This is a genomic window from Alsobacter sp. KACC 23698, assembly GCF_045348435.1.
Lineage (GTDB): Bacteria > Pseudomonadota > Alphaproteobacteria > Rhizobiales > Beijerinckiaceae > Alsobacter.
In genome coordinates this window covers 1,769,790-1,791,655 of the sequence record NZ_CP157484.1, presented here as the reverse complement: position 1 = coordinate 1,791,655, position 21,866 = coordinate 1,769,790, and the positions used below count along the sequence as shown (strand labels likewise).

Here is a 21,866-nt window from a genome sequence, read left to right as displayed (position 1 = left end):
CATGGATCCGGTGACGCTCGCCGTGGTTCGCGGCGCCCTGGAGCAGATCGCGGACGAGATGGACCTGCATCTCATCCGGGCGGCGCTCTCGCCCATCATCTCGGAAACCAACGACTGCGCGCACGGCCTCTACGAGCCGACCACAGGCGAGACCATCGCGCAGGGCGGCTACGGGCTGCCGATGTTCCTCGCCAACATGCAGTTCACCGTGCAGCGGCTGATCCCGATCGCGGAGGCGGCCGGCGGCTTCAGGCCGGGGGACGTCTGGATCACCAACGACCCCTATCTGAGCGGCACGCATCTCAACGACGTCGTGCTCGTGTCGCCGCATTTCGTTGATGGCAAGCTGTTCGCGCTCTTCGCCAACACCGGCCACTGGATGGACATGGGCGGCAGCGTGCCGGGCGGCTGGGCGCCGACGGCGCGCGAGATCCACCAGGAAGGCATCATCATCCCGCCGCTGCGCCTCTTCGAGGAGGGCCGGCGCAACGAGGCCGTGGTGGCGATGATCACCGCCAATGTGCGGCTGCCGCAGCAGCTGCTGGGCGATCTCGAGGCCATGACCAACGTCTTCAGCCTCGGCCGCCGTGGCCTCGACGCGCTGGTGGGCCGCTATGGGGCCGACGTTCTCAAGTCCTGCATGGACGAGATGATGCGCCGCTCGGAAGGCGAGATGCGCTCCTACATCGCCGAGATCCCCGACGGGACCTACCGGATCACGGACTATTTCGACAATGACGGCGTCGTCGACGAGCCGCTCACGGTGGCGCTCGCCGTCACGGTGTCGGGGTCGGACCTGACATTCGACTTCACCGGCACCTCGGCCAAGGCCGTCGGGCCGATGAACATCTCGGACGCGACCACGCGCTCGCTCTGCCTCGTGGCGCTGAAGCACATCTTCCCCGAGGCCCCGGTGAGCGGCGGCGCATTCCGGCCGGCGCGGTTCGTGATCCCGAAGCCGAGCATCCTGGCTGCCGAGTACCCTTCGGCTGTGGGCGGAACCACCGACGTCACGCAGCGCATCGTCGACGTGGTGTTCGGGGCGCTCGCGCAGGCCATTCCGGAGCACACGCCCGCCGCGCCGTTCGGCACCACCGGCGTGGCCACCGTGTCGGGCAGGCATCCGGCGACGGGCAAGTATTTCGTCGCGGTCTATCCCTACCCGGGCGGCTATGGGGCCTGCCAGGCGTCTGACGGGCTGCTGAACGGCACGCCGCCGGGCTCCATGGCCAAATTCATGTCGGTGGAGATGTCCGAGCATCGCTACCCCGTGCGCTTCCGCAGCTATGGCGTGCGCGAGGGCTCCGGCGGCGCCGGCATGCACCGCGGCGGCTGCGGGTCGCATTACGAGATCGAGACCCTCTCGGACGCGGTGGTGTCCATTCTCGGCGACCGCGTCGACCATGCGCCCTTCGGCGTGCAGGGCGGCTCGCCGGCCGCCCCCAACAGCGTTGAACTCCGGACGGGCGGGAAGACCTGGATCCCGCCCATGCGCAGCAAGGCCGAGAAGATCCCCTTCGCGGCCGGCGACAGCTTCCATCTCGGTTCGCCGGGCGGCGGCGGCTTCGGAAATCCGCTCGATCGCGACCTTGCGGCGGTTGAGGCGGACCTGAACGGCGGGTTCATCGACGCCGAGGCGGCGGAGTCCGTCTACGGGGCGGTGGTCGGCTCCAGGCGGATGATCGGCGATCGCCCTGTCTACGCGCTCGACGCGGAACGCAGCCGGGCGAAGCGGAGCGGGATGCGGCCAAAACAGCGCCGCGCTGGCTAGAAACGACGCGCAAACAAGAAAACACAGCGGGAGGACGAAATGACCATCACCAGACGGCAATTCGGGGTCTTGGCGGCCGGGGCGGCCTTCGCGGCCGGTTCACGCGCCAGCTTCGCGCAGGGCGCGCCAATCAAGATCGGGGCCGTGAACCCCTATTCGGGCGCGATGGCCCAGTATGGCGACGAGGTCACCCGCTGCTACGAACTCGCAGCCGAGTGGGTCAACGGCCAGGGCGGCCTCCTCGGCCGACAGGTCCAGATCGTGCGCGGCAACGCCACCTCGGCGCAGGAGGGCATCGGCGCGGTGGAGCAGCTCGTCGGGCGCGACAAGGTCGACATCCTGGCCGGCACCTATGTGACCGCCATCTCCAACGCCGCCAGCGAGAGCGCGCTGAACTACAACAAGCTCTATTGGGAGACCAACGCGCTGGCGCGCGACCTCACCGACCGGGGGCTCCCCAATTTCGTGCGCACGGGCCCGAGCAGCAACGAGTTCGCGTCCCGGGCCGTGGAAGGCGCCATCAAGGTCGTGGGCGCAAAGCTCAACAAGCAGCCCAAGGACCTGAAGGTCTGGATCGAGCACGAGGACTCGGCCTACGGCACCTCGATCGCGCTGGAGCAGCAGCGGCTGTTCAAGGCGGCCGGCGTCACGGTCGGCATCGGCTCGCACAGCGCCAAGGCGATCGACGTCACCGACTCGATCCTGCGCGCCAAGAACTTCGCGCCGGACGTCTGGATCAGCACGGCCTATGTGGTGGACACGAACCTGCTGCTGCGGGCCGCCCGCGACCAGGGCTTCAAGCCCGCGGCCATGATGTCGTGCGGCGTCGGCGACACCAAGGAAACGCTTGAGGCGATCGGCAAGGACTTCCTCGAAGGCATCCTGCTCGTGTCCTATCCGCGCCCGGATGTGAGCGAGAAATACGGCCCCGGCGCGGGCGCGTTCCTGAAGCTCTATCGCGAGAAGCTCGGCCGCGATCCGGTCGCTCCGCAGGGCATGAACGCCTTCGTGGGCATGAAAATCCTGTTCGAGGCGATCAAGGCCGCCGGCTCCGTGGACTACGAGAAGGTGATCAAGGCCGCCGCCGCCATGGACAAGCCGCTCGGGACCTATGAGACCGGCTACGGGGTGAAGTTCGACGACAAGATGCAGAACACCCGGGCCCTGCCGGTCGTGGCGCAGTGGCAGGGAGGCGCCGTGCGGGCGGTCTATCCCGCCGAGGCGGCGTCCGAGGGCGTTTCGGTCATCAACGTTCCTCGCGCCTGACGCTGTCGGCGGGAGCGTTTCGGCGTCCCCGCCTCAAGACTTGAACCGGAGAGCCTCTGGTGGCCGAATTTCTGAACATCATGGCGATCGGGCTCCTGCTGGGCGGCATTTACAGCCTCGTCAGCGTCGGCCTGAACCTCATCTTCGGCGTGATCCGCATCGTCAACTTCGCCCAGGGCGAGTTCGTGATGCTGGGCATGTACGGCGCCTTCGCGGCCCAGGTGGCGATAGGGTTCGATCCCTATATCGCGCCCGTGGTGGTCGCGCCGGCGCTGTTCGCGCTGGGCTGCCTCGTCTACTGGGTGCTGCTGCGGCCCCTGCAGGGCGAGCCGATGATGCAGGTCTTCGCGACCTTCGGGCTGCTGATGGTGCTGGAGAACGTCGTGCTGGCGCTGACGCGGGGCGTGAGCTTTAGCGTCAACTCAGCAGTGGCGCAGTCGTCAGTCTCGCTCGGCCCCGTGCAGGTGCCGCTGGCCCGCATCCTCGTGCTGGTCGCCGCCACCGTGGTGGCGGGCGCTCTTGGCTGGTGGCTGCGCGCCACCCTCCCGGGCAAGGCCATCCGGGCCGTAGCGCAGGATCGGAAGGCCGCCCGCCTGATGGGCATCAATGTCGAACGCATGTACATGGTGAGCTTCGGCGTCGGAGCCGCTCTGGCGGGCCTCGCCGGCTGCCTGCTTGCGCCGCTTTATTCCATGTCGCCGCAGATCGGCATGAACTTCATCATGCCGGCCTTCGCCGTGGTGGTGCTTGGCGGTTTGGGCAGCGTCGCCGGGGCCTATGTGGGCGGCTTCGTCGTGGGCCTGACGGAAGCCTTCGCCGGCTTCTACCTCGATCCGGCCCTGAAGCATGCGGTTCTGTTCCTGGTCTTCATCGCCGTTCTGCTCATCCGCCCCGCCGGGCTTTTCGGCATCGCTGGCGCAGAGGAAGTGGGGCTCCGTGAGCAATCGTGAGCAGCGCCTCGCATGGCGCACTACAGGCGGCGTCAAGACGCTGTGGCACGAGCTGCCGGTCACGCTCGCCGTGGTGGCGGCGCTTGGAGCGCTCGTCGCCGTGCTGTCTGGCGACAGCTTCACGCTCAACATCCTGGCGAGCGCGTTCCTGTTCGCCGGGCTGGCGACGGCGTGGAACATCATTGGCGGGCTCGGGGGCCAGTTCTCCCTCGGCCACAGCGTGTTCTTCGCCATCGGGGCGTTCACCGTCGGAAACCTCTACATCGGCCTGCAGGTGTCGCCCTGGCTGGCGCTTTTGCCTGCTGCGTTGCTGTCGGCCGGGCTGAGCGCGCTGATCTCCTGGCCGGTGTTTCGCCTGCGCGGACCGTTCTTCGCCATCGCCACGATGGCGATGACGGAAGTGCTGCTGTCGCTGGCCCTCTACTTCGACCGCTTCACCGGCGGTTCGCGCGGGATGTCGATCCCGTTCCGGGCGGGACTGCAGAACATGATCTTCCGGGATCGGCTGAGCTACGCCCTGCTCATGCTGGGCTTCCTGGCGCTGTGCCTCGTCGTGATGGCGGCTGTCACCCGCAGCCGGCTCGGCTACTCTCTGCAGGCCGTTCGCGACAACGAAGATGCGGCGGCCGCCGCCGGCATCGACGTGCTGCGCACCAAGCTCGCCGGCATGGCGATCAGCGCGGCGCTGACCGGCATGGGCGGCGTGCTCTACATGATGTATGTGCGCGTCGCCGATCCGCCCACCCTCTTCTCGCTCTTCGACGTCGGCGTGAAGATGGCGCTGATCGCGCTCATCGGCGGCATCGGCACGATCTACGGTCCCATGCTGGGCGCGCTGCTGATCGTGCCGCTGGAAAGCTGGCTGCGCGCCGAACTCGGCGGATCGGTCCCGGGCGCCAACCTGATCGTGCTCGGTTTCATCCTGATGCTGACCGCGCTCTTCCTGCGCCGGGGCATCGTCGGAGGGCTCCGTTCGCTGTTTCGCAGTAGCGGCGGCCAAGGCCGCCTGCGACGCAAAGGAGCGACCGCATGACGGGCGAACCCTTCCTGCAGGTGCAGAACGCCTCCCGCCATTTCGGCGGCCTGCGCGCCGTGGACCAGGTCAGCTTCGATGTCGGCCGGGGCGAGGTCGTCAGCATCATCGGGCCAAACGGCGCGGGCAAGACGACCCTCTTCAACCTGCTGACTGGGCAACTGCCGCCGTCGAGCGGAGCGATCCGCTTCGGCGGCCGCGACATAGGTCCGCTGCGGCCCAACGAGCGGGCGATGCTCGGCTTCGGCCGGACGTTTCAGATTTCCCAGACGCTGACGTCCATGAGCGTGCTCGAAAACGGCATGGTGGGCGCCTTCCTGCACCACCGCTCCCTGCCGGCCGCCGCCGCAAAGGCGGCCGAGGCGCTGGACATGGTCGGACTGGCGCGACGCGCGGGCGACCGCGCCGGAGACCTCACGCTCGGCGAGCGCCGACGCCTCGAGGTGGCGCGGGCGCTCGCCATGGAGCCGCAAATCGTGTTGCTCGACGAGGTGATGGCGGGCCTGAACCAGACCGAGGTGCAGGACATCATCGACCTGGTTCACCGCCTCAACGCCGGCGGCGTGGCCTTCCTGGTCATCGAGCACAACCTCAAGGTCGTCCGAGCCTTTTCGCGGCGCGTGATCGTGATGAATCGCGGCAGGCTCCTGCGCGAAGGCTCGGCCGAGGACGTCTTGTCCGATCCCGAAGTGGTCGAGGCCTATGTGGGCAAGAGGCGCGCATGAGCGATCAACTCGTCGTCGAGGACCTCTCGGCCGGCTACAACGACATGCCGGTGCTGCACGAGGTGTCCTTCCGGGTGCCCAAGGGCGCCGTGACCGCGATCGTCGGCGCGAACGGAGCGGGCAAGACGACGCTCCTGTCCACGATCGCGGGGCTGATCAAGCCGAGCCGGGGCCGGGTCACGTTCGGCGGACAGGACGTCACCGGCATCCGCGCCGACGCCCTCCCGGGCCTCGGCATGGCGCTGGTCCCCGAAGGCGGACGCCTGTTCCCCTTCATGACCGTGCAGGAAAACCTGCAACTCGGCGCCTATGCGCCGACGGCGCGCACACACATGGCCGCGCGCATGCGCGAGGTCATGGACGCCTTCCCGATCCTGTTGGAGCGTCAGGACCAGCACGCCGGCAAGCTTTCGGGCGGCGAGAGGCAGATGTGCGCCATCGCGCGGGCGCTGATGTGCCGGCCGACCCTGCTGCTCCTGGACGAACCCTCGGTGGGCCTCTCGCCCCTTATGGCCGAGCGCGTGCTCGAGATCGTCACACGCCTGGCGCGCGATGAAGGGCTCACGGTCGTCATCGTCGAGCAACGCGTCACCGAGGTGCTGGAGATTGCCGATGAGGCCCATATCCTCGATTACGGCCGCATCGCGCGTTCGGGGCTGGCCGCACAGTTCCTGACCGACCGATCCATTCAGGAAACGTACATGGGCCTGTAGTAAACAGTTGGACCATTGCGCCGGAATGATCGATACAGACGCGGGGAGACCTGTATGACCATCAAGATCAACACGCTCATTTCGCCGGTCGTCGTCCCAAAAGCGTCGGACATCCTGGCGACCCGGCTGCGCGAGCTCATCGTGAAGGGTCAGATCACGCCTGGCAGCTTCCTTCCCACGGAACGCGACCTCGTGGTCGAATCGGGGCTGAGCCGGACATCGGTCCGCGACGCGCTTCGCGTGCTGGAATCGGAGGGCCTGATCACCACCAAGGTGGGCCGGACAGGCGGCTCCATGGTGACGTTGCCCGGCCGCGCGTCCGTGGCGCGTTCGGTCGAGCTCTTCGTGCGCACGCACGGCATCCGGCTGGACTCGCTGCTGGAGTGTCGCGTCGCCGTGGAGCCGACCCTGGCGCGCCTCGCAGCGCGGCATCGCACCGACGAGCAACTGGCCGAGATGGAGGCCATTCACGATCAGTTCACAGCGTCGGTGGACGACGTGGCCGTCTATAAAAACATCAATCTGGACTGGCATCTCGCCATCGCGCGGGCGAGCCGCAATGAGCCGCTGATGGCGCTCATGGAGGCGATTTCCACGCCCGTCAGAGACGCCATGGACTACCAGCACGTCACCACGCCCGAACTGCGGGCCCTCGCCGTCAAGGCGCATACGGTGATCCTGAAGGCGATCCGCGACCGGGATGAGGACGCCGCGTTCAAGCGCATGGACCGCCACGTCAGCGGCTATCGCGACATCGCGACGTCCACGGTTGCGACCGGGGCCGAAACACCGGCGTGATCCCATGCCTTGGTCAACCATTGAAATAATCAGACCTTTTGGTTGCTCCGGCCGTCCCGAGACCTTAACGTCATCCCAGACTCGCGCCCCGACCAACGTGGGCGGAAAGCGACGCCGATGACGGCGCGTTCAAGGGAGATGGCGATGAGGAGCGTGGCGAAAGCGTTGCTGGCGGTGCTGGCGTGCGTCGGGGCGACAGCGACCGCAGGGGCCCAGTCTTATCCCACGAGGCTCATCACCATCGTGGTCCCCTTCGCGGCCGGAAGCGGCAGCGACACCGCGGCTCGCATCCTCGGACAATATCTCGCGCCGCGCCTCGGCCAGGGTTTCGTGATCGAGAACCGGATCGGCGCCACGGGCGCGATCGCCACCACGGCGGTGTCGCGCGCCGCGGCGGACGGCTACACGCTGCTGCTTGGCACCAACTCCACCCACGGCTCAAACAGCGCGCTCTACAAGAAGCTCAACTACGACCCGATCAAGGACTTCGCCCCGATCGCCCACACGGGCGTGTTCTCCTACTTCCTGGTGGTCGACCCCAACCTTCCGGTGAAAAGCGTCGCCGACCTCGTCGCGCTGGCGAAAGCCAAGCCTGCCGACCTCACCTATGCGGCGGGAAGCTCCACCAGCATCGTGATGGCCGAGAGCTTCGCCAGAGGCGCGGGCGTGCAGATGCTGAAGGTGCCCTACCGCAGCAATCCGCCTGCCCTCACGGACGTGATCGGCGGCCGGGTCAACATCATGTTCTGCGACATGTCGTCGGCGGTCACCTCCGTGCAGGCGGGCTCGCTCAGGGCGCTGGCCGTCACTACCAAGGCGCGCAGCACGCTCGCCCCCGACCTGCCGACCATCGATGAGACAGCCGTCAAGGATTTCGACCTCGCTTCCTGGACCGGCCTCTTCGCCCCGGCGGGGACGCCCAAGGACGTCATCGAGCGGCTCAACCGCGAGGTGAACGCCGTGCTGGCGCTGCCCGAGGTGAAGGAGCGCTTCGCGACTCTCGGCATCGAAGCGCAGCCGCAGTCCGTCGAGGCCTTTTCGGCTTACGTGAAGAGCGAAGTCGCCAAGTGGACGACGCTCGTCAAGGAAGCCGGCATCGAGGCGGAGTGACGCCATGGCCGCCGATCGCCGCGGAGCAGTCCGTTGAAGACAATCAGGATCGGCGCGGGGTCGGGCTTCGGCGGCGACCGCATCGAGCCCGCCGTCGAGCTCGCCGAAAAGGGCGAGCTCGACTACCTCGTCTTCGAGTGTCTGGCAGAGCGCACCACCGCGCTCGCCCAGCAGGCCCGGCTGCAGGACCCGAACGCCGGCTATGACCGGCTCCTCGACGAGCGCATGCGCGCCGTCCTGCCGGTCTGCCGCCGCAACGGCGTGCGCATCGTCAGCAACATGGGCGCAGCAAACCCGGCGGGGGCGGCCCGCGCCATCGCGTCCATCGCGCGAGAGCTCGGCTTCGCCGGGATGAAAGTTGCCTATGCGCTCGGCGACGACGTGCTCGACCAGGTGCGGGAAACCAGCCCGGCGCTCACCGACGGCCCCGGCGCCTTCGGCGCCATCGCCCACCGGGCGATCTCGGCCAACGCCTATCTGGGCGTCGGCCCGATCGTGGAGGCCTTGGCGGGCGGCGCCGACGTGGTGATCACCGGCCGGGTGGGCGATCCGGCGCTGTTCATGGCGCCCCTCGTCCATGAGTTCGGCTGGCGGGAGGACGATTGGGAGCGCCTTGGCCGCGGCGCGCTCATCGGCCACCTGCTGGAATGCGGCTCGCAGCTGACCGGCGGCTTTTTCGCGGATCCTGGCGTCAAGGACGTGGCCGGCCTCGCCCGCCTCGGTTTCCCCTTCGCGGAGGTAGACGCGGATGGCGGGGCGGTGCTCGGCAAGGTCGACGGCTCCGGCGGCGAACTCAGCCTCCGCACCTGCAAGGAGCAGCTGCTCTACGAGGTTCACGACCCCGCCCGTTACATCCAGCCGGACGTCGTCGCCGACTTCACCAGCGCGCGTTTCGAGCAGATGGCCCCCAACCGCGTGCGCCTCACGGGCGGCGGCGGCTCCGCCCGCACCGACAGCCTCAAGGTCACCATCGGCTACCATGACGGCTTCATCGGCGAAGGCCAGATCTCCTATGGGGGGACCGGCGCCGAGTCCCGGGCCCGGCTGGCGCTGGCCATCGTGGAGGAGCGCCTGCGCATGCTGGGCGTCGCGGTCTCGGAGCTTCGGATGGACGTGATCGGCGTCGACTCGGTCTACCGCGGGCCAAGGCCCGACGGCGAGGTGCTGGATGTGCGCGCCCGCGTGGCGGGCCGCACCGCGACCTTGCAGGACGCCCAGCGCATCGGCCGCGAAGTCGAGGCCGTATGGATCAACGGCCCGGCGGGAGGAGGCGGCGCGACATGGTCGGCACGCCAGGTCGTCGCGGCCGCGTCGGCGCTGTTGGATCGGACGCTCGCGCTCCCATCTGTGCATTGGCTGGAGGCCTGAGATGCGGCTGCGCGAACTCGCCCACGCCCGCGCCGGCGACAAGGGCGACACCTCCAACATCGCCTTGATCGCGCATGAGCCCGGCGACTACGCGTTTCTGGTCGAGCACGTCACCGCGGAGCGCGTGAAAGCGCTGTTCGCAGGAATCGTCCACGGCGAGGTGGCTCGCTACGAGCTTCCGGGTATCGGGGCGCTGAACTTTGTGATGACGAGGGCGCTGGGCGGCGGCGTCACGCGCTCGCTGGCCCTCGACCCGCACGGCAAGAGCCTCAGCGCGATGCTGCTGGAGCTCGAGCTGCCAGCTCGCCAGGATCGGGAGCCAAGCCCATGACCACGCAAGCCCGCTTCGCCGGCAAGACCATCCTGATCACCGGGGCGACCGGCGGCATCGGCAGGGCGGCCGCGCGCCGTCTCGCGGCGGAGGGCGCGCAGCTCGTGCTCACCGACATAGCGCGGGAGCCCCTGGATGCTCTGGCGCGCGAGCTCGAAGGAAACGTGGTCGCCAGCGCCGGCGACATCACCCAGGAGAGCGCCATGGATGACGCGATCCGGGCGGCGCTCGATGCGTTCGGGCGCATCGACGGCGCCTTCCTGAACGCCGGGACAGAGGGCAAGGTCGCGATGCTCGGCGCCGCCGAGGTCGGCGACTTCGATCGCGTGATGGCGATCAATGTCCGGGGCCCGTTCATCGGCCTCAGCCGACTGCTGCCGCTGATGAAGCACCAGGTGGGCGGGTCAATCGTCCTCACGTCCTCCACCGCGGGCCTGCGCGGCAGCCCCGCCATGGCCCCCTATGTGGCGAGCAAGCACGCCGTGCTCGGCCTCATGCGCTGTGCGGCGCTCGAGGGAGCGCCACATGGCGTGAGGGTCAACACCCTCCATCCCGGCCCGGTCGACACGCAGATGATCCACAACATCGAGCACGGCTTCGCGCCCGAGAACCCGCAAGCGGCCGCGCGGGCATCGCTCGCCCGCCTCCCGCTCAAGCGCTACGGGACGCCGGACGAGGTCGCAGCCCTGCTGGCCTATGTGCTCAGCGACGAAGCCGCCTTTTGCACCGGCAGCGCGTTCTCCATCGATGGCGGCCTGATGGCCGGAACGCCGATGTCGTGAGGCGGCTGGCAGCGACATGCCCAACCCCTCATCCTGAGAGCCTGGCCGGAAACTCAACAAGCCCCTCATCCTGAGGAGCATCGCCCTTGGCGATGCGTCTCGAAGAATGAGGGGCGCTGAAAGCACGCGGGCAAGTTGGCGAGGCGGCTGGCGCCGGACGCGACCCTCCCCTCCACCGGGGCGGCGCGTCCGGCTTCCACTGGATCACCAGGCGCCGAGCGCGTCGACGAAGTCCCCGATGGGAACCCACTTGCCGTCGCGGATCTGCACCCGGAGCACTTCGGTCGTGCCGAGATGCTTCTCGGCCGTCAGCGTGACCTTCCCGATGATGCCCGAATCGTGGTTCTTCAGTTTCTCGAAGCCCTGCACCAGCGTGGTGCGGTTCAAGGGCTCGCCCGCCTGCCGAATGGCTTCCGTGGTGGTCTTGGCCAGCGCATAGGTAAACAGCGAGCCATAGTCGGGCTGCTCGTTCGGCGCATACTTGGCGAGAGCCTCGCGGTATTCACGCACAGCCGGCTGGTCGGACTCCACCGTATAGGACCGCGACACGCTGCGCAGACCCTCCACGGCCTCGCCGCCGATCTTGATCAGGTCGGCGCTCAGATTGCCGCCATAGGTGAAGAGCTGCGTCTGCACCTTCTGCTGCTTGAGTTCCTTCGCGAGGGCCGAGAGCTCCTGGATCGTGCCGATGAACACCAGCGCGTCCGGAGCCTTGCGGGCCACCTCCAGGGCGATAGGCGCATAATCGCTGGTGCCGAGCTTCACCGGCACCATCTCGACCTTCGCGTCGGCGGCGGCGGATTTGACGCCGGGCTCCACGTTCTGCGCGACTTTCTCGAAGGCCGGCGCGGCCGCGTGGATCACCAGCACGTTCTTGAATTTGTCCTTGCCGGCCCAACGGCGGACGGCGCGGGCCTGATAGTCGAGCAGGGTTTGAGCCCCGACGAGCAGCGGGCGCGTGGGCTCGTACTAGTCGAGGCGTTCGCCTCCCACCCGCAATCGCCCAGCCGGGTTTGGGCCGGTCCACTATTTGTTCCGTATTGAAGGACTTGAACCTTCCCCAGCGCGCGACGCCGCTACCCATCACTACGTCGAGGATGGGAATAAATGCGCGTCGATCCTCTCCTGAATGTCCTCTGAGATGGACAGTGAGGTTCCGTCGACCATGTCCTGTTGATCGTGGTATTCTGCTCTCGTTCGCGAGGAAGAGCGCATGGCTGTCGCGTTCGCAACCGGTGTCGTGATTGGTGCAGCAATCGCTCTGCTGAGTGCGTTGGCGGTCACCAAGTTTCAGCTTCGACGACATCGAAAAGCCTTGGCATCGGCGCTGGTAGGCGAAATCGCGGCCATCGTTCGCGAGATAGAGTGCCGTGATGTCGTCGAGCAGCTCAGGAGAGCAACGGATCGCCTTCAGGTTTCCTTGACCTGTCTCCCTCCCCGTCCGTACCCGGTTTTCGAAGCAGAAGCAGGGCGGCTGGACAGGTTAGCTGCGCCGCTGCCTAGGAAGATCGCCTTCTTCTATACCCGAATGGGCGCCTTGGCCGAGGATGTCAGATCGTTTGCTGATGGAGAACTGCGAGGGACTGAATACCTCCAGCCGCTATTGGGCGAGTTGGAAGCTACGATGTCCTTATCCGACGAAGTGCTCAGGGACTTGCGCGAGGTAGCGAACCCGAGCCCTCTCCACCTGCTGGGCCGCGCCTGACTGGTCCTTACGCTCGGGGTTTTTGGGCCATGGAAGGTTCCAAGCCTTCGCTGCTCCTCTGGACCTTCCGCCATGTGCGGGCGCCTGAGGAGTTGCCCGACCGCTGAGCCAGGAGGCGGCGAAGCACACGGGGCGAACAGGAGAGAAGCGCCATGCACCGAGCCATCGCAGTCTTTGTAGCATCCGCCGCCATTTTGACCGGGTCCGCCACCCTCGCCGCGCAAGACTGGGGGGCCGTCGGACAGGCCCTCGGGCGCGAGGGCGCCATGCAGGGCGACGTCTACCGCGTCGGCCTGCCGCGCACCGACCTCAAGGTCCGGGTGGACGGGGTCGACATCAAGCCGGCGCTGGCGCTGGGCGGATGGCTCGCCTTCCGGCCCATGGGCTCCGAGGCCATGGTAATGGGGGACCTCGTGCTCACCCAGCAGGAGGTCAACCCGGTGATGGCCAAGCTGACGGAGAGCGGCATTGCTATTACGGCACTCCACAACCACCTGCTGCGGGCTGAGCCGTTCACGCTCTACATGCATGTCGCCGGCCGGGGCGACCCGGTGAAGCTCGCCGCGGCGCTGCACGAGGCGCTGGCGCTCAGCGCTACGCCGATGACGCTCACCACGGCCGCCGCCCCAGCGGCCACCCTCGACGTCGACCAGGCCGCGATCGAGCAGACGCTCGGTCAGAAGGGCAAGGTCAACGGGAGCGTCCTGCAGTTCTCGGCGGCACGGGGGCAGCCGGTCAAGGACGAAGGCATGGAGGTGCCGGAGGCCATGGGCTCGGCGATCGCCATCAACATGCAGCCGACCGGGGATGGCAAGGTCGCGACCACTGGCGATTTCGTGCTGACCGCGGATGAGGTGAACCCGGTGCTCAAGGCTCTGCGGACCAACGGCATCGAGGTGACGGCCCTCCACAACCATATGCTGGCCGATGAGCCGAGGCTGTTCTTCATGCACTTCTGGGCCAACGACGACGCCGGCAAGGTCGCGACCGGCCTGCGCGCCGCGCTCGACAAGGTGAACCTCGCCGGTGGCACCCCCAAGATGGGCATGGACCCGAGCTGCAAGGACGTCACGGCGGCCCAGAAACAGCACAGCACAGACGAGGTCGCCAGATGCGGGCAGCAGCAGGAGTGAGCCTCGCGCTCGCGGCGGTTCTGGTCGGGGCTTCGCCGCCGGCCGCGGCAGGCGCCCTAACAGTCGAGGCGCGCATCCCGCTCGGCGCCGTGAAGGGGCGCATCGACCACCTCGCGCTCGACCTCGACGGCCGGCGCCTGTTTGTGGCCGAGCTCGGCAACGACACCGTGGGGGTGGTCGACCTGCGAGCCGGCCGGCTCGTCCAGAAAATCGAAGGCCTGGCCGAGCCCCAGGGCGTCGGTTGGGACCCGGACACCCGGACCCTGTGGGTTGCGAACGCCAGGGACGGCTCGGTTCGCGTCTTCGACGGGGCCACGCTGAAAGCGGTCGCCCGCATCGACCTCGGCGACGATGCCGACAACGTGCGGATCAGCCGCGGGCAGGTCTTCGTGGGCTACGGGTCCGGCGCCATCGCGGTCATCGACCCGTCTTCCCGGAAGGTGATCGCGACCATGCAGCTGAAAGCCCATCCGGAGGGCTTCCAAATCGAGCCGAGCTCCGGAAGGGCCTTCGTCAACCTGCCTGAACTCCAGGAGATCGCGGTGCTGGACCTGCCGGGCGGCAATCAGGCAGCGAGTTGGAGGATCGGCCGCTTCCGGGCCAATTTTCCAATGGCCCTGGCGCCGAACGGAGGCGGGATAGCTGTCGCGGCCCGCCAGTCGGCTGCCCTGCTGCGCTACGGCGCAGACGGCCGGATCGCCTGGCACGCGGCAGCCTGCAGCGACGCCGACGACGTCTTCTTCGATCCCCGCCGGCAGCGCATCTACATCAGCTGCGGCGAGGGCGTGGTGGACGTCCGAGCGGATCAGGATGGCGGGGAGTCCGAGAGGATCAGGACCGCCCCCGGCGCGCGAACCTCGCTCTTCTCGCCTGATCTCGACCGGCTGTTCGTGGCCGCTCCCGCCCGCACCAGCCCGGCGGAGATCATCGTGCTCAAGCCGCAGGCCGACTGACGGCGCAGTCCCCCAGCCCACTCCCTTGCCGGATCCCCTCCAGGGGGATAGGTATCGGCGCATGATGCACGCCAGTCACCCCGACATCATCGCCCGGCTCAAGCGGGCCCAGGGCCACCTCGCCTCCGTGATCGGCATGGTCGAGGCGGGCCGCCCCTGCGTGGACCTCGCCCAGCAGCTGCATGCGGTCGAGAAGGCAGTGGCCAACGCCAAGCGCGAGCTCATCCAGGACCACATCGACCACTGCCTGGAGGACGCTATCGGCCAGGGCGGCCGCAAGGCCAAGGAGGCGCTGGCCGAGGTCACCGCCATCACCAAATACCTGTGAGGGCGCCGATGCTCGGCAAGGCGATGCGCTGGCTCGGCTTCGGCCATGACCACGATCACGGCCATGGTCACGGCCACGGACAACATCATGGCCATGACGACCACGGCCATACCCATGGCGTGATCGACCCCACCATCGCCACGACCTCGCAAGGGATCTGGGCCATCAAATGGTCCTTCGCGATCCTGGCGGTCACGGCCTTTCTGCAGGTGCTGGTGGTCGTGGCCTCGGGCTCGGTGGCGCTGCTGGCGGACACCATCCACAACATCGCCGACGCCACCACGGCGATCCCGCTCTGGATCGCCTTCCGCCTTGTGCGCCGCCGGCCCACGGCGACCTTCGCCTATGGTTACGGCAAGGTCGAGGACCTGGCCGGCATCGTCATCGTCCTGATCATTTTCGCCAGCGCGCTGGTGGCCGGCTACGAGGCTGCGAACAAGCTGATCCACCCCGAGCCGATCCGGCAACTCGGCTGGGTGGCTGCGGCCGGCTTGGCGGGCTTTCTCGGCAATGAAGCCGTCGCCGTTTTCCGCATCCGGGTCGGCCGCCGTATCAACAGCGCCGCGCTCGTCGCGGACGGCTACCACGCCCGCGTGGACGGGCTCACGAGCCTCGCCGTGGTGCTCGGAGCCGCCGGCGTCTGGCTTGGATTTCCGCTGGCCGACCCGATCATCGGCCTGCTAATCACTCTGGCGATCTTCGGCATCGTCTGGCAGTCGGCCGGCGCGGTCGTGCGCCGGATGATCGACGGAGTCGAGCCCGGCCTCGTGTCCGCCGCGCGCCACGCCGCCGAGCACGTCCCCGGCGTGCAAAGCCTGCAGGACCTGAAGCTGCGCTGGCTCGGCCACAGGCTGAACCTCCAGGCGACGGCCCTGGTCGACCCCGGGCTGAGCCTCGTCGAGGCCGAGCGCATCCGAGCCGCACTGGAGCGTGAGTTCGAGGCGCACCTGCCTGCGCTGGACGGCGCGCATATCGCGGTCCGCCCGGCAGTCGCGGTCGGAGAGGCCGGCTCCCATCGCTGACGCGATGCAACGCGACGCTCGGGTTCTGCACGCGCGAAGACGCCGATGGGCGAGCGCGAAGGCAAGTTCGAAGTGCCGCTCGCCGTCCCGGCCGCAGGCGCATTCGTGTGCGCTGCGCTGGTCATCATCCGGGTCGGAACAGGAGACTGGCGCGCCACGGCGCTGGCCGGAGCGATGGTGGCCAGGATCTCGATCTTGTTCGTGGTCGCGCGTCGGAGCCCCGCGCCCGCACGTGCGCCATGAGCGCGTTCGCCACTACCGCGTCGCGCGGTGAATGGGATCCTCGCGCTGCTGTTCGTCCCCGGCAACCCTCTGGGTGGAGGGGTGGGCAGCTTGGCCGGAATAATCCATGGCGGAGCGCAAGCAGGCCCTCGGACTCGTTTTCGCAAGCTTTGATCGTGGCTAGCATCCGCATCGTGGCCCGCGGCGTGAGCGCCTCAGCGGCCTGAACAGGAGGGAGCACATGACTGCGTCTCGCGCCCTGGCAGGGCGGCCGCTGGTGAAGGCCTTCTTCGAGAAGCGCACGTGCAGCAGCGCATCCTCGCGCTCCCCGACGACGCCCGTGTGTTCACCGGGCACGACTACATGCCCGGCGGACGGGCGCCGCGATGGGAGAGCACCGTGGCCGAACGAAAAGCGTCCAACATCCACCTGGCCAAGGCGAAGACGGAAGCCGAGTTCGTGGCGCTGCGGCAGGAGCGCGACCGCAGCTTGCCGATGCCCAAGCTGATCCTGCATGCCCTGCAGGTGAACATGTGCAGCGGGCGATTTCCGGGGCCTGAGGACAACGGGACCTCCTATCTGAAAATCCCGCTGAATGCGCTGAGCTGCGCGACCTGGGACGACTCGTAAGCTGAGAAAGCCTTCGGCTCGTACGGGCACGCCGGATCCCGGGTGGGCCAAACCGTTGCACGAAGGGCAGACGGTGTGTTGTGCAGATCCTCTCCACCTGCGAGGCTTCTAGAGTTGCCCGCCTGAAAGCCCGCAATGAGAAGAAGCACAAACGAGGAAGCCCTGGAGCGGCGCCTCGGGCGGATCCATGCCGGGCAGGCCGGCTCCACAACGGGAGCCTGGCGAAAGAGGTCCTTCAGGATGGTCGTCGCGGATTTCGGCCGAGCTGCGGCCGGCGCGGCTGACAGCCAGAGCCTTGCTCTGGGTGAAGCGCCAGTGTGGATCCATCCCCCAGAGCGTGAACTGCCCGACGGCGTCTGTCAGATAGTCGGTCCAATCACGATCGGCACGCGCCAGGGCGCCGTCGAAAGCGAGCAGCAGTTCGGCCTCATCCGTGGACGTGACCCGCTGCGGAAACACGTCGCGCCGCAGCCGACGAAGGTCGGCGAAGCCGATCCGGTTCGTCTCCATCCGGCAAGCCGGACCCATCCACCAGTCCCATCTGATCTACGAACGTCAAAAATGGACCGCGTGTGGCGCGAACAGCCCGATGGCCGCGAACGCCAGTCCGGCAGCCCCGAGCGCGCCGGAAAGCCAAAGGAGGGCGCCGATGCCGGTGATCACCGTAGCGGAGGCGATCACGATGGCGATCTGAAAGGCGGCCGAGGCGATCTCGTAATGATGGTACCGGGCTTGGGCCGTATCCCGCTTGTGTTCGGCCGCCTTGGCGCGGGCGGAGAGTTCGCGACGGCCCTCCTGCGTGGACGGCTCCGACTCCCAGCGTTCGATGGTCTTCTTCCAATCGTCCAATTGCGCGTTCGCCTTAACGGCCTGCTCGCTCTCAGGGGCGGGTTTCTGGAGGGCGGCTAATTCACTGGCGAGGCGCACGCCGGTTTGACGGATCGTCTTGGCCTGGAAGAACGCCCACAGGTTGGAGGCTTCGACATTGGCTGCCAGCGCCTCTGTCTGCGCGTTCTTGCCTGCGGTCTCGGCGAGGGCGAGGAACAGGGCCAACACCGCGATCAGGAGCGCCACGCGCTTGTTGCCGTGACCGCTTTCCACGCCAGCATGTTCAGACATTGGACCTCCTTTGAAACGCGGTCGCGCGGGGGGAACACTCAGTGGGGCGGACCACGTGCCGCTTCAGTATGGCCAGCTTCAGCGCGTGAAAAGGGGCAAGCGGGCATGAAGCCGCGATAGCTGAACATGCGTTCATCTACATAACGAAAAAGATCAGGAACTCTGGAGCGGGGTTGGGGTTCATCTCAGCGGAGGCGTAGGGTTCAGATAAGATCACCGTTCGGCATCACCGGCCAATATGGCTTCGCATTGGCGTTATTTGCAGCAACCCTCGGTCCTGCTCCGTCCCAAACCGTCGGCTCGACGAGCGGGCAGAACATCTCTGCCGCGTTTGCCACCTCGCTATCTCGACCCCGCCGATGTGGGCAGGCTTGGAGTAAAGGTGGATAAATAAACCAGGATCTCGGCCGCTATCCAGGCCCCGATCACGGCCGGAATGGTGCTTCCAGAGACCGTGCGGCTGGATCAGATCCCTGCCTCGTTCGGGGGTCAAAGAAACTTGCACTACGGGATGGTCAACAACAGGATCGTGCTTGCCGAGCTCTCCAGCCGAAAGATCGTTCATGTCCTCAACCCTTAACTCAGTCGATCCTCGAGCGGGCGAACAGCATCGGTCCAGCGAGTCTCACCGAGAGCTTAAGGGGCCAACCCGAACAGTCCGGCCCGCCGAGCTAGTCTCGCTGTCCGGCGCTTCCCAAGGCCCTCCCGTTTGTCGGGGGGATAGATCAGTGTCAGGCGTTAGATTTCCTCGCCGTCATTGATTGTTCCGTCACGGTGGCCCGCGTCGCCGAGCAACCATCGAACGACCCGGCCGTTGTAGCAAAGCACCGTCTGTGCCCTGGAGCCTCAACATTTGTCGCCGTCGTTACGGCGACCGCCTTTACGTCCGGAACGAGCTTCGCTCAGAACAGCGGAGTCGCGGCTGGGGCCGCCACAGGAGCGGTTGGTGGAGCCATTGTCAGCGGTCCAATCGGAGCAGCCGTGGGCGGCGCTATCGTCGGGGGCGTCTTGGACACGGCTGATCGACCGCGTGTTCAGCAATATGTGGTGGAGCAGAAGCGTCCCTCCGTCGCGTACGATCAGGAAGTCGTTGTTGGAGCTACACTTCCCCAGACCGTCCAGACTTACGAAGTGCCTGATACCGTCGTGACGACAACTAAGCAGCGCACCGGTTGGCACTACGCCGTCGTCAACAACCGCACGGTGATAGTCGATAACAAGACCCGTCGCGTGATCGAGGTCGTCAACTAGCGCTAAAGGCGGCGGCCTGATGCCACCGCCCTTTTCGTTTTGAAAGGATTTGCCATGAAACGGATTGCAATGATTTCCCTCGGCCTCGCGCTGGGCACCACCGCAGCCGCCGCTCAGCCTTGGGACGGCGGCGACTATGGCGGCGGTTGGCGCGGTCACGACAACGGACAGAATCGGGGTTGGCGTCGAGAGTGGCGCGGCGATGATGAGGACGTGGTCGTGCAACGGCGCTTTGGTCCGGGCTACGGCGAGCCCTGTCGCATCATCGTCGTGCGCGAGCGGAATGAGTGGGGCGAGGTTATCACCCGCCGGATTAGGCGTTGTGGCTGACGAGGGCAACAGCATCGGTCTTGCTGGGTTGATCGCCGAGCCAGGCGAGCAGAGTTCGCGATCGAAATCCCGTTTGGTCAGGACCGGCGTCGCCAAACCTGGGTCCGCCCGAACAGGGACAAGCCCTTGAAGCCGCGGACCTCTAGCGCCTGGCCGTCCGGGCGGAGCGTCGCCTCCAGCTTGTATGTCTCTCCCGTGTCAGGATCCAGGATCTGTCCGCCCCGGTAGCCCTCGGGCGTGCGCTTCAGGTTCCGGATCACCGTCAGGCCGCTCACCGGCGTGTTCTTGAGCGCGCCCTGGCAGCGGACGCAGAGGGGATTTTCGGGTTCGCCCGGCTCGGCGAAAACCTTCACGATCACGCCGTCCACGACGCCGCCGCGCTCCCTGAGCGCTACCCAAGCACCCACTTGGGCATCCTCGTCGACCTGCTCCCACTCACCGACGATGGGATCCTGGGACTTCTGCGCCGCAGCGATTGCGGAAGCCAACGGGAACATCGCCAGGCCGGCGACGGCTGCGGCGCGAAGGAGTGAAAGGGGAGTCTGGACCATGGCGGGGGCCAATGCTGCTGGGTTGGTACTCGGCCTCTCGCGAACAGCCGGAGGGCGTTCGTGACGCCTTCACGGAGATTGGGCCCTGCCCGGACCCGGCCGAGTCAACGGCGGTCTATCCGCCACTGGCGTTTCGACTTGGAGGGATTACCGGCCTCTATGAACTGTCGCGCCACGCCTATCAAGTCGAAAATTGAAGGCTGGCCGTGTCTTTCCGAGCTAACTAGCGTAATACGACGAGTTTTGTTGGAACCTCCATTTTTTGAAGCTCGAGAACAGGCCTGAATACTCGACATTCGCCAGAATGCGTGGATTGCGGCCGCTCCGGACGGACGATGATGCTGGCATGGACATTGCGAACCTGTCTCGCCAACAGGCGCGAGCCCAGGCTCCGTTCTGGCGACCTCCTCCCTACCCAGCGCGAGCTCCCCATGAACTACATGCCTACCCACTCCCGCACCGTGCGGAGCGGCGTCTTGTTCGACGCCGCCCGCCGGGTCATCCCGGGCGGGGTCAACAGCACCGCCCGCGCCACCTGGTCGGGTTGGACCCCCTATCCCCTGTTTGTGGAGCGCGGAACAGGATCCCGCATCGAGGATGCCGACGGCAACGTCTATATCGACTACCTGCTCGGCCTCGGTCCGATGATCCTGGGCCACAGGCCGCCCGAGGTCACGCAGGCGGTCGTCGATTTCATCCAGAATCGCGGCACGGTGTTCGCGCTGCCGACGGCGGACGAAGCGGTTCTGGCGGAAAAGATCGTGGCGGCTGTCCCCTCCATGGACCAGGTCCGGCTCTGCAACACCGGCACGGAGGCGGTGCTGTACTCCACGCGCCTGGCCCGGGCGTTCACCGGCCGCGGCAAGATCATCCGCTTTGAGGGCATGTATCACGGCTTTTCGGACGCGGTGTATTGGAGCAAGCACCCGGATATCGAGACAGCGGGGCCGGACCGTCGGCCACACCCCGTCCCGCAGGGGCCGGGCCTGCCCAAGGGCGTGGAGGCCAACCTTCTTATCCTGCCGTGGAACGACGTCGACGCGCTGCGCGACGCGGTGCGGACCCATGGGGACGAAATCGCCGCCGTCCTGACCGAGCCGGTGATGTGCAACACGGGCTGCATCCTGCCGGAGCCGGGATATTTGGAGGCGATGCGGACGATCACGGCAGAGGCCGGCATCCTGCTGATCTTCGACGAGGTCATCACAGGCTTCAGGCTCGGCCTGGCCGGCGCGCAGGGACGGCTCGGTATCAGGCCCGATCTCTCCGTTTTCGCAAAAGGCCTCGGGGGCGGCTTTCCGGTCGCCGCCATGGGCGGACGGCGCGACATCATGGCCCTGGTGGACCAGGGCAAGGTGTCGATGGCCGGCACCTACACGGCCAACGGCATCGCGGTCGCAGCGGCGAACGCGACCCTGGACGCGCTGGCGAAACCAGGTTTCTACGAGAATCTGGACGCGGTTTCGGACCGGCTCCGGCTCGGGCTGCAGGCCGTGCTGCAGGACGCCGGGCTACCGGCTCATGTGGTGGGCCTTGGCCCGCTGATGCAGGTGTGGTTCTCCGACAAACACATCCGAAACTATCGAGACGCCGAGCGGTACGCCGACCCGGCGCTCTTCGAGCGGTGGTGGCGCGGCATGCTCAGCCGAGGCGTCCTCTTCCATCCGGGCGCGTACGAGAACCTGTTCGTGTCGGCCGCCCACTCGGCGGAAGACGTCGACCTCACTCTGGACGCCGCCCGTGACGCGGCGCAGGACCTGTCGCGGGGATTTTGA

The 21,866-nt window shown here is 67.1% G+C and carries 25 protein-coding genes and 1 pseudogene; 22 read left to right on the top strand and 4 right to left on the bottom strand.

Annotated features, from left to right (window positions below; all coding sequences use genetic code 11):
• Nucleotide 1: 1 nt before the first annotated feature.
• The 11 genes from ABEG18_RS08345 to ABEG18_RS08295 all read left to right on the top strand — a co-directional run bounded on the left by ABEG18_RS08345 (nt 2) and on the right by ABEG18_RS08295 (nt 10,847).
• A complete protein-coding gene (locus ABEG18_RS08345) occupies nt 2–1,771 on the top strand; it encodes a hydantoinase B/oxoprolinase family protein (RefSeq protein ID WP_406857611.1) in 1,770 nt (589 codons plus the stop codon).
• A gap of 39 nt (nt 1,772–1,810) precedes the next feature.
• Nucleotides 1,811–3,037 carry an ABC transporter substrate-binding protein gene (locus ABEG18_RS08340; protein ID WP_406857610.1) on the top strand — a complete coding sequence of 409 codons (1,227 nt, stop codon included), beginning with the start codon at nt 1,811–1,813 and terminating at the stop codon, nt 3,035–3,037.
• A 59-nt stretch (nt 3,038–3,096) separates the two neighbouring features.
• Nucleotides 3,097–3,987, top strand: coding sequence for a branched-chain amino acid ABC transporter permease (locus ABEG18_RS08335; RefSeq protein WP_406857609.1), 891 nt, complete (start codon nt 3,097–3,099; stop codon nt 3,985–3,987).
• Nucleotides 3,974–5,020, top strand: a complete 1,047-nt coding sequence (locus tag ABEG18_RS08330) for a branched-chain amino acid ABC transporter permease (RefSeq protein ID WP_406857608.1) — start codon at nt 3,974–3,976, stop codon at nt 5,018–5,020. The genes ABEG18_RS08335 and ABEG18_RS08330 overlap by 14 nt, the downstream gene beginning before the upstream one ends.
• Nucleotides 5,017–5,745: an ABC transporter ATP-binding protein gene (locus ABEG18_RS08325; RefSeq protein WP_406857607.1), complete on the top strand. Its 729-nt coding sequence runs from the start codon at nt 5,017–5,019 to the stop codon at nt 5,743–5,745. The genes ABEG18_RS08330 and ABEG18_RS08325 overlap by 4 nt, the downstream gene beginning before the upstream one ends.
• Nucleotides 5,742–6,458 (top strand): ABC transporter ATP-binding protein, encoded by a 717-nt coding sequence (locus ABEG18_RS08320; RefSeq protein WP_406857606.1) that lies wholly within the window; start codon nt 5,742–5,744, stop codon nt 6,456–6,458. The genes ABEG18_RS08325 and ABEG18_RS08320 overlap by 4 nt, the downstream gene beginning before the upstream one ends.
• A 54-nt stretch (nt 6,459–6,512) precedes the next feature.
• Entirely contained in the window at nt 6,513–7,256 is a 744-nt protein-coding gene (locus ABEG18_RS08315) for a FadR/GntR family transcriptional regulator (RefSeq protein WP_406857605.1), read from the top strand.
• A gap of 144 nt (nt 7,257–7,400) precedes the next feature.
• On the top strand, nt 7,401–8,366 hold the full coding sequence (locus ABEG18_RS08310; protein ID WP_406857604.1) for a Bug family tripartite tricarboxylate transporter substrate binding protein: 966 nt from the start codon (nt 7,401–7,403) through the stop codon (nt 8,364–8,366).
• A 33-nt stretch (nt 8,367–8,399) separates the two neighbouring features.
• Entirely contained in the window at nt 8,400–9,734 is a 1,335-nt protein-coding gene (locus ABEG18_RS08305; protein ID WP_406857603.1) for an acyclic terpene utilization AtuA family protein, read from the top strand.
• A gap of 1 nt (nt 9,735) precedes the next feature.
• Entirely contained in the window at nt 9,736–10,065 is a 330-nt protein-coding gene (locus ABEG18_RS08300) for a hypothetical protein (RefSeq protein ID WP_406857602.1), read from the top strand.
• The gene (locus ABEG18_RS08295) at nt 10,062–10,847 is read left to right on the top strand and encodes an SDR family NAD(P)-dependent oxidoreductase (RefSeq protein ID WP_406857601.1); all 786 of its coding nucleotides are present in this window, start codon (nt 10,062–10,064) and stop codon (nt 10,845–10,847) included. Before ABEG18_RS08300 ends, ABEG18_RS08295 begins: the two co-directional genes overlap by 4 nt.
• A gap of 204 nt (nt 10,848–11,051) precedes the next feature.
• Here ABEG18_RS08295 and ABEG18_RS08290 read toward each other — a convergent pair whose 3' ends face one another.
• Nucleotides 11,052–11,717 (bottom strand): ABC transporter substrate-binding protein, encoded by a 666-nt coding sequence (locus ABEG18_RS08290; RefSeq protein ID WP_406857600.1) that lies wholly within the window; start codon nt 11,715–11,717, stop codon nt 11,052–11,054.
• Between the two features lie 343 nt (nt 11,718–12,060).
• On the opposite strand from ABEG18_RS08290, the gene ABEG18_RS08285 reads away from it, so the two are divergent.
• The 7 genes and pseudogenes from ABEG18_RS08285 to ABEG18_RS08255 all read left to right on the top strand — a co-directional run.
• Nucleotides 12,061–12,552 carry a hypothetical protein gene (locus ABEG18_RS08285; protein WP_406857599.1) on the top strand — a complete coding sequence of 164 codons (492 nt, stop codon included), beginning with the start codon at nt 12,061–12,063 and terminating at the stop codon, nt 12,550–12,552.
• Between the two features lie 152 nt (nt 12,553–12,704).
• Nucleotides 12,705–13,685 (top strand): DUF1259 domain-containing protein, encoded by a 981-nt coding sequence (locus ABEG18_RS08280; protein ID WP_406857598.1) that lies wholly within the window; start codon nt 12,705–12,707, stop codon nt 13,683–13,685.
• Entirely contained in the window at nt 13,664–14,638 is a 975-nt protein-coding gene (locus ABEG18_RS08275; RefSeq protein WP_406857597.1) for a YncE family protein, read from the top strand. The genes ABEG18_RS08280 and ABEG18_RS08275 overlap by 22 nt, the downstream gene beginning before the upstream one ends.
• A gap of 61 nt (nt 14,639–14,699) precedes the next feature.
• Nucleotides 14,700–14,966 carry a metal-sensing transcriptional repressor gene (locus tag ABEG18_RS08270; protein WP_406857596.1) on the top strand — a complete coding sequence of 89 codons (267 nt, stop codon included), beginning with the start codon at nt 14,700–14,702 and terminating at the stop codon, nt 14,964–14,966.
• A gap of 8 nt (nt 14,967–14,974) precedes the next feature.
• Complete coding sequence (locus ABEG18_RS08265) at nt 14,975–15,988, top strand: cation diffusion facilitator family transporter (protein ID WP_406857595.1); 1,014 nt, start codon at nt 14,975–14,977, stop codon at nt 15,986–15,988.
• A 45-nt stretch (nt 15,989–16,033) separates the two neighbouring features.
• Complete coding sequence (locus ABEG18_RS08260; protein ID WP_406857594.1) at nt 16,034–16,231, top strand: hypothetical protein; 198 nt, start codon at nt 16,034–16,036, stop codon at nt 16,229–16,231.
• Between the two features lie 288 nt (nt 16,232–16,519).
• Nucleotides 16,520–16,840, top strand: a pseudogene (locus ABEG18_RS08255) (MBL fold metallo-hydrolase); the annotation flags it as partial.
• Nucleotides 16,841–16,948: 108 nt separating this feature from the next.
• Here the strand turns inward: ABEG18_RS08255 and ABEG18_RS08250 are convergent.
• Nucleotides 16,949–17,350 (bottom strand): hypothetical protein, encoded by a 402-nt coding sequence (locus ABEG18_RS08250; RefSeq protein ID WP_406857593.1) that lies wholly within the window; start codon nt 17,348–17,350, stop codon nt 16,949–16,951.
• Nucleotides 17,351–17,395: 45 nt separating this feature from the next.
• On the bottom strand, nt 17,396–17,959 hold the full coding sequence (locus tag ABEG18_RS08245; protein ID WP_406857592.1) for a DUF4337 domain-containing protein: 564 nt from the start codon (nt 17,957–17,959) through the stop codon (nt 17,396–17,398).
• A gap of 436 nt (nt 17,960–18,395) precedes the next feature.
• Between ABEG18_RS08245 and ABEG18_RS08240 the strand changes: the two genes are divergently transcribed.
• From ABEG18_RS08240 to ABEG18_RS08230, 3 genes are all read left to right on the top strand, one after another.
• A complete protein-coding gene (locus tag ABEG18_RS08240) occupies nt 18,396–18,539 on the top strand; it encodes a DUF1236 domain-containing protein (RefSeq protein WP_406857591.1) in 144 nt (47 codons plus the stop codon).
• A 194-nt stretch (nt 18,540–18,733) separates the two neighbouring features.
• On the top strand, nt 18,734–19,210 hold the full coding sequence (locus ABEG18_RS08235) for a DUF1236 domain-containing protein (protein WP_406857590.1): 477 nt from the start codon (nt 18,734–18,736) through the stop codon (nt 19,208–19,210).
• A gap of 54 nt (nt 19,211–19,264) precedes the next feature.
• Nucleotides 19,265–19,540: a hypothetical protein gene (locus ABEG18_RS08230; protein ID WP_406857589.1), complete on the top strand. Its 276-nt coding sequence runs from the start codon at nt 19,265–19,267 to the stop codon at nt 19,538–19,540.
• Nucleotides 19,541–19,617: 77 nt separating this feature from the next.
• Here the strand turns inward: ABEG18_RS08230 and ABEG18_RS08225 are convergent, their stop codons facing one another.
• On the bottom strand, nt 19,618–20,091 hold the full coding sequence (locus tag ABEG18_RS08225) for a DUF2147 domain-containing protein (RefSeq protein WP_406857588.1): 474 nt from the start codon (nt 20,089–20,091) through the stop codon (nt 19,618–19,620).
• 431 nt (nt 20,092–20,522) lie between these two features.
• On the opposite strand from ABEG18_RS08225, the gene ABEG18_RS08220 reads away from it, so the two are divergent.
• On the top strand, nt 20,523–21,866 hold the full coding sequence (locus ABEG18_RS08220) for an aspartate aminotransferase family protein (protein ID WP_406857587.1): 1,344 nt from the start codon (nt 20,523–20,525) through the stop codon (nt 21,864–21,866).

Excerpts from the sequence above, each read along its gene's own strand:
- ABEG18_RS08345 (WP_406857611.1), top strand. The coding sequence starts at position 2 with ATGGATCCGGTGACGCTCGCCGTGGTTCGCGGCGCCCTGGAGCAGATC.
- ABEG18_RS08340 (WP_406857610.1), top strand. The coding sequence starts at position 1,811 with ATGACCATCACCAGACGGCAATTCGGGGTCTTGGCGGCCGGGGCGGCC.
- ABEG18_RS08325 (WP_406857607.1), top strand. The coding sequence starts at position 5,017 with ATGACGGGCGAACCCTTCCTGCAGGTGCAGAACGCCTCCCGCCATTTC.
- ABEG18_RS08320 (WP_406857606.1), top strand. The coding sequence starts at position 5,742 with ATGAGCGATCAACTCGTCGTCGAGGACCTCTCGGCCGGCTACAACGAC.
- ABEG18_RS08315 (WP_406857605.1), top strand. The coding sequence starts at position 6,513 with ATGACCATCAAGATCAACACGCTCATTTCGCCGGTCGTCGTCCCAAAA.
- ABEG18_RS08310 (WP_406857604.1), top strand. The coding sequence starts at position 7,401 with ATGAGGAGCGTGGCGAAAGCGTTGCTGGCGGTGCTGGCGTGCGTCGGG.
- ABEG18_RS08300 (WP_406857602.1), top strand. The coding sequence starts at position 9,736 with ATGCGGCTGCGCGAACTCGCCCACGCCCGCGCCGGCGACAAGGGCGAC.
- ABEG18_RS08295 (WP_406857601.1), top strand. The coding sequence starts at position 10,062 with ATGACCACGCAAGCCCGCTTCGCCGGCAAGACCATCCTGATCACCGGG.
- ABEG18_RS08285 (WP_406857599.1), top strand. The coding sequence starts at position 12,061 with ATGGCTGTCGCGTTCGCAACCGGTGTCGTGATTGGTGCAGCAATCGCT.
- ABEG18_RS08280 (WP_406857598.1), top strand. The coding sequence starts at position 12,705 with ATGCACCGAGCCATCGCAGTCTTTGTAGCATCCGCCGCCATTTTGACC.
- ABEG18_RS08275 (WP_406857597.1), top strand. The coding sequence starts at position 13,664 with ATGCGGGCAGCAGCAGGAGTGAGCCTCGCGCTCGCGGCGGTTCTGGTC.
- ABEG18_RS08270 (WP_406857596.1), top strand. The coding sequence starts at position 14,700 with ATGATGCACGCCAGTCACCCCGACATCATCGCCCGGCTCAAGCGGGCC.
- ABEG18_RS08265 (WP_406857595.1), top strand. The coding sequence starts at position 14,975 with ATGCTCGGCAAGGCGATGCGCTGGCTCGGCTTCGGCCATGACCACGAT.
- ABEG18_RS08260 (WP_406857594.1), top strand. The coding sequence starts at position 16,034 with ATGGGCGAGCGCGAAGGCAAGTTCGAAGTGCCGCTCGCCGTCCCGGCC.
- ABEG18_RS08250 (WP_406857593.1), bottom strand. The coding sequence starts at position 17,350 with ATGGAGACGAACCGGATCGGCTTCGCCGACCTTCGTCGGCTGCGGCGC.
- ABEG18_RS08245 (WP_406857592.1), bottom strand. The coding sequence starts at position 17,959 with ATGTCTGAACATGCTGGCGTGGAAAGCGGTCACGGCAACAAGCGCGTG.
- ABEG18_RS08240 (WP_406857591.1), top strand. The coding sequence starts at position 18,396 with ATGGTGCTTCCAGAGACCGTGCGGCTGGATCAGATCCCTGCCTCGTTC.
- ABEG18_RS08230 (WP_406857589.1), top strand. The coding sequence starts at position 19,265 with ATGAAACGGATTGCAATGATTTCCCTCGGCCTCGCGCTGGGCACCACC.
- ABEG18_RS08225 (WP_406857588.1), bottom strand. The coding sequence starts at position 20,091 with ATGGTCCAGACTCCCCTTTCACTCCTTCGCGCCGCAGCCGTCGCCGGC.
- ABEG18_RS08220 (WP_406857587.1), top strand. The coding sequence starts at position 20,523 with ATGAACTACATGCCTACCCACTCCCGCACCGTGCGGAGCGGCGTCTTG.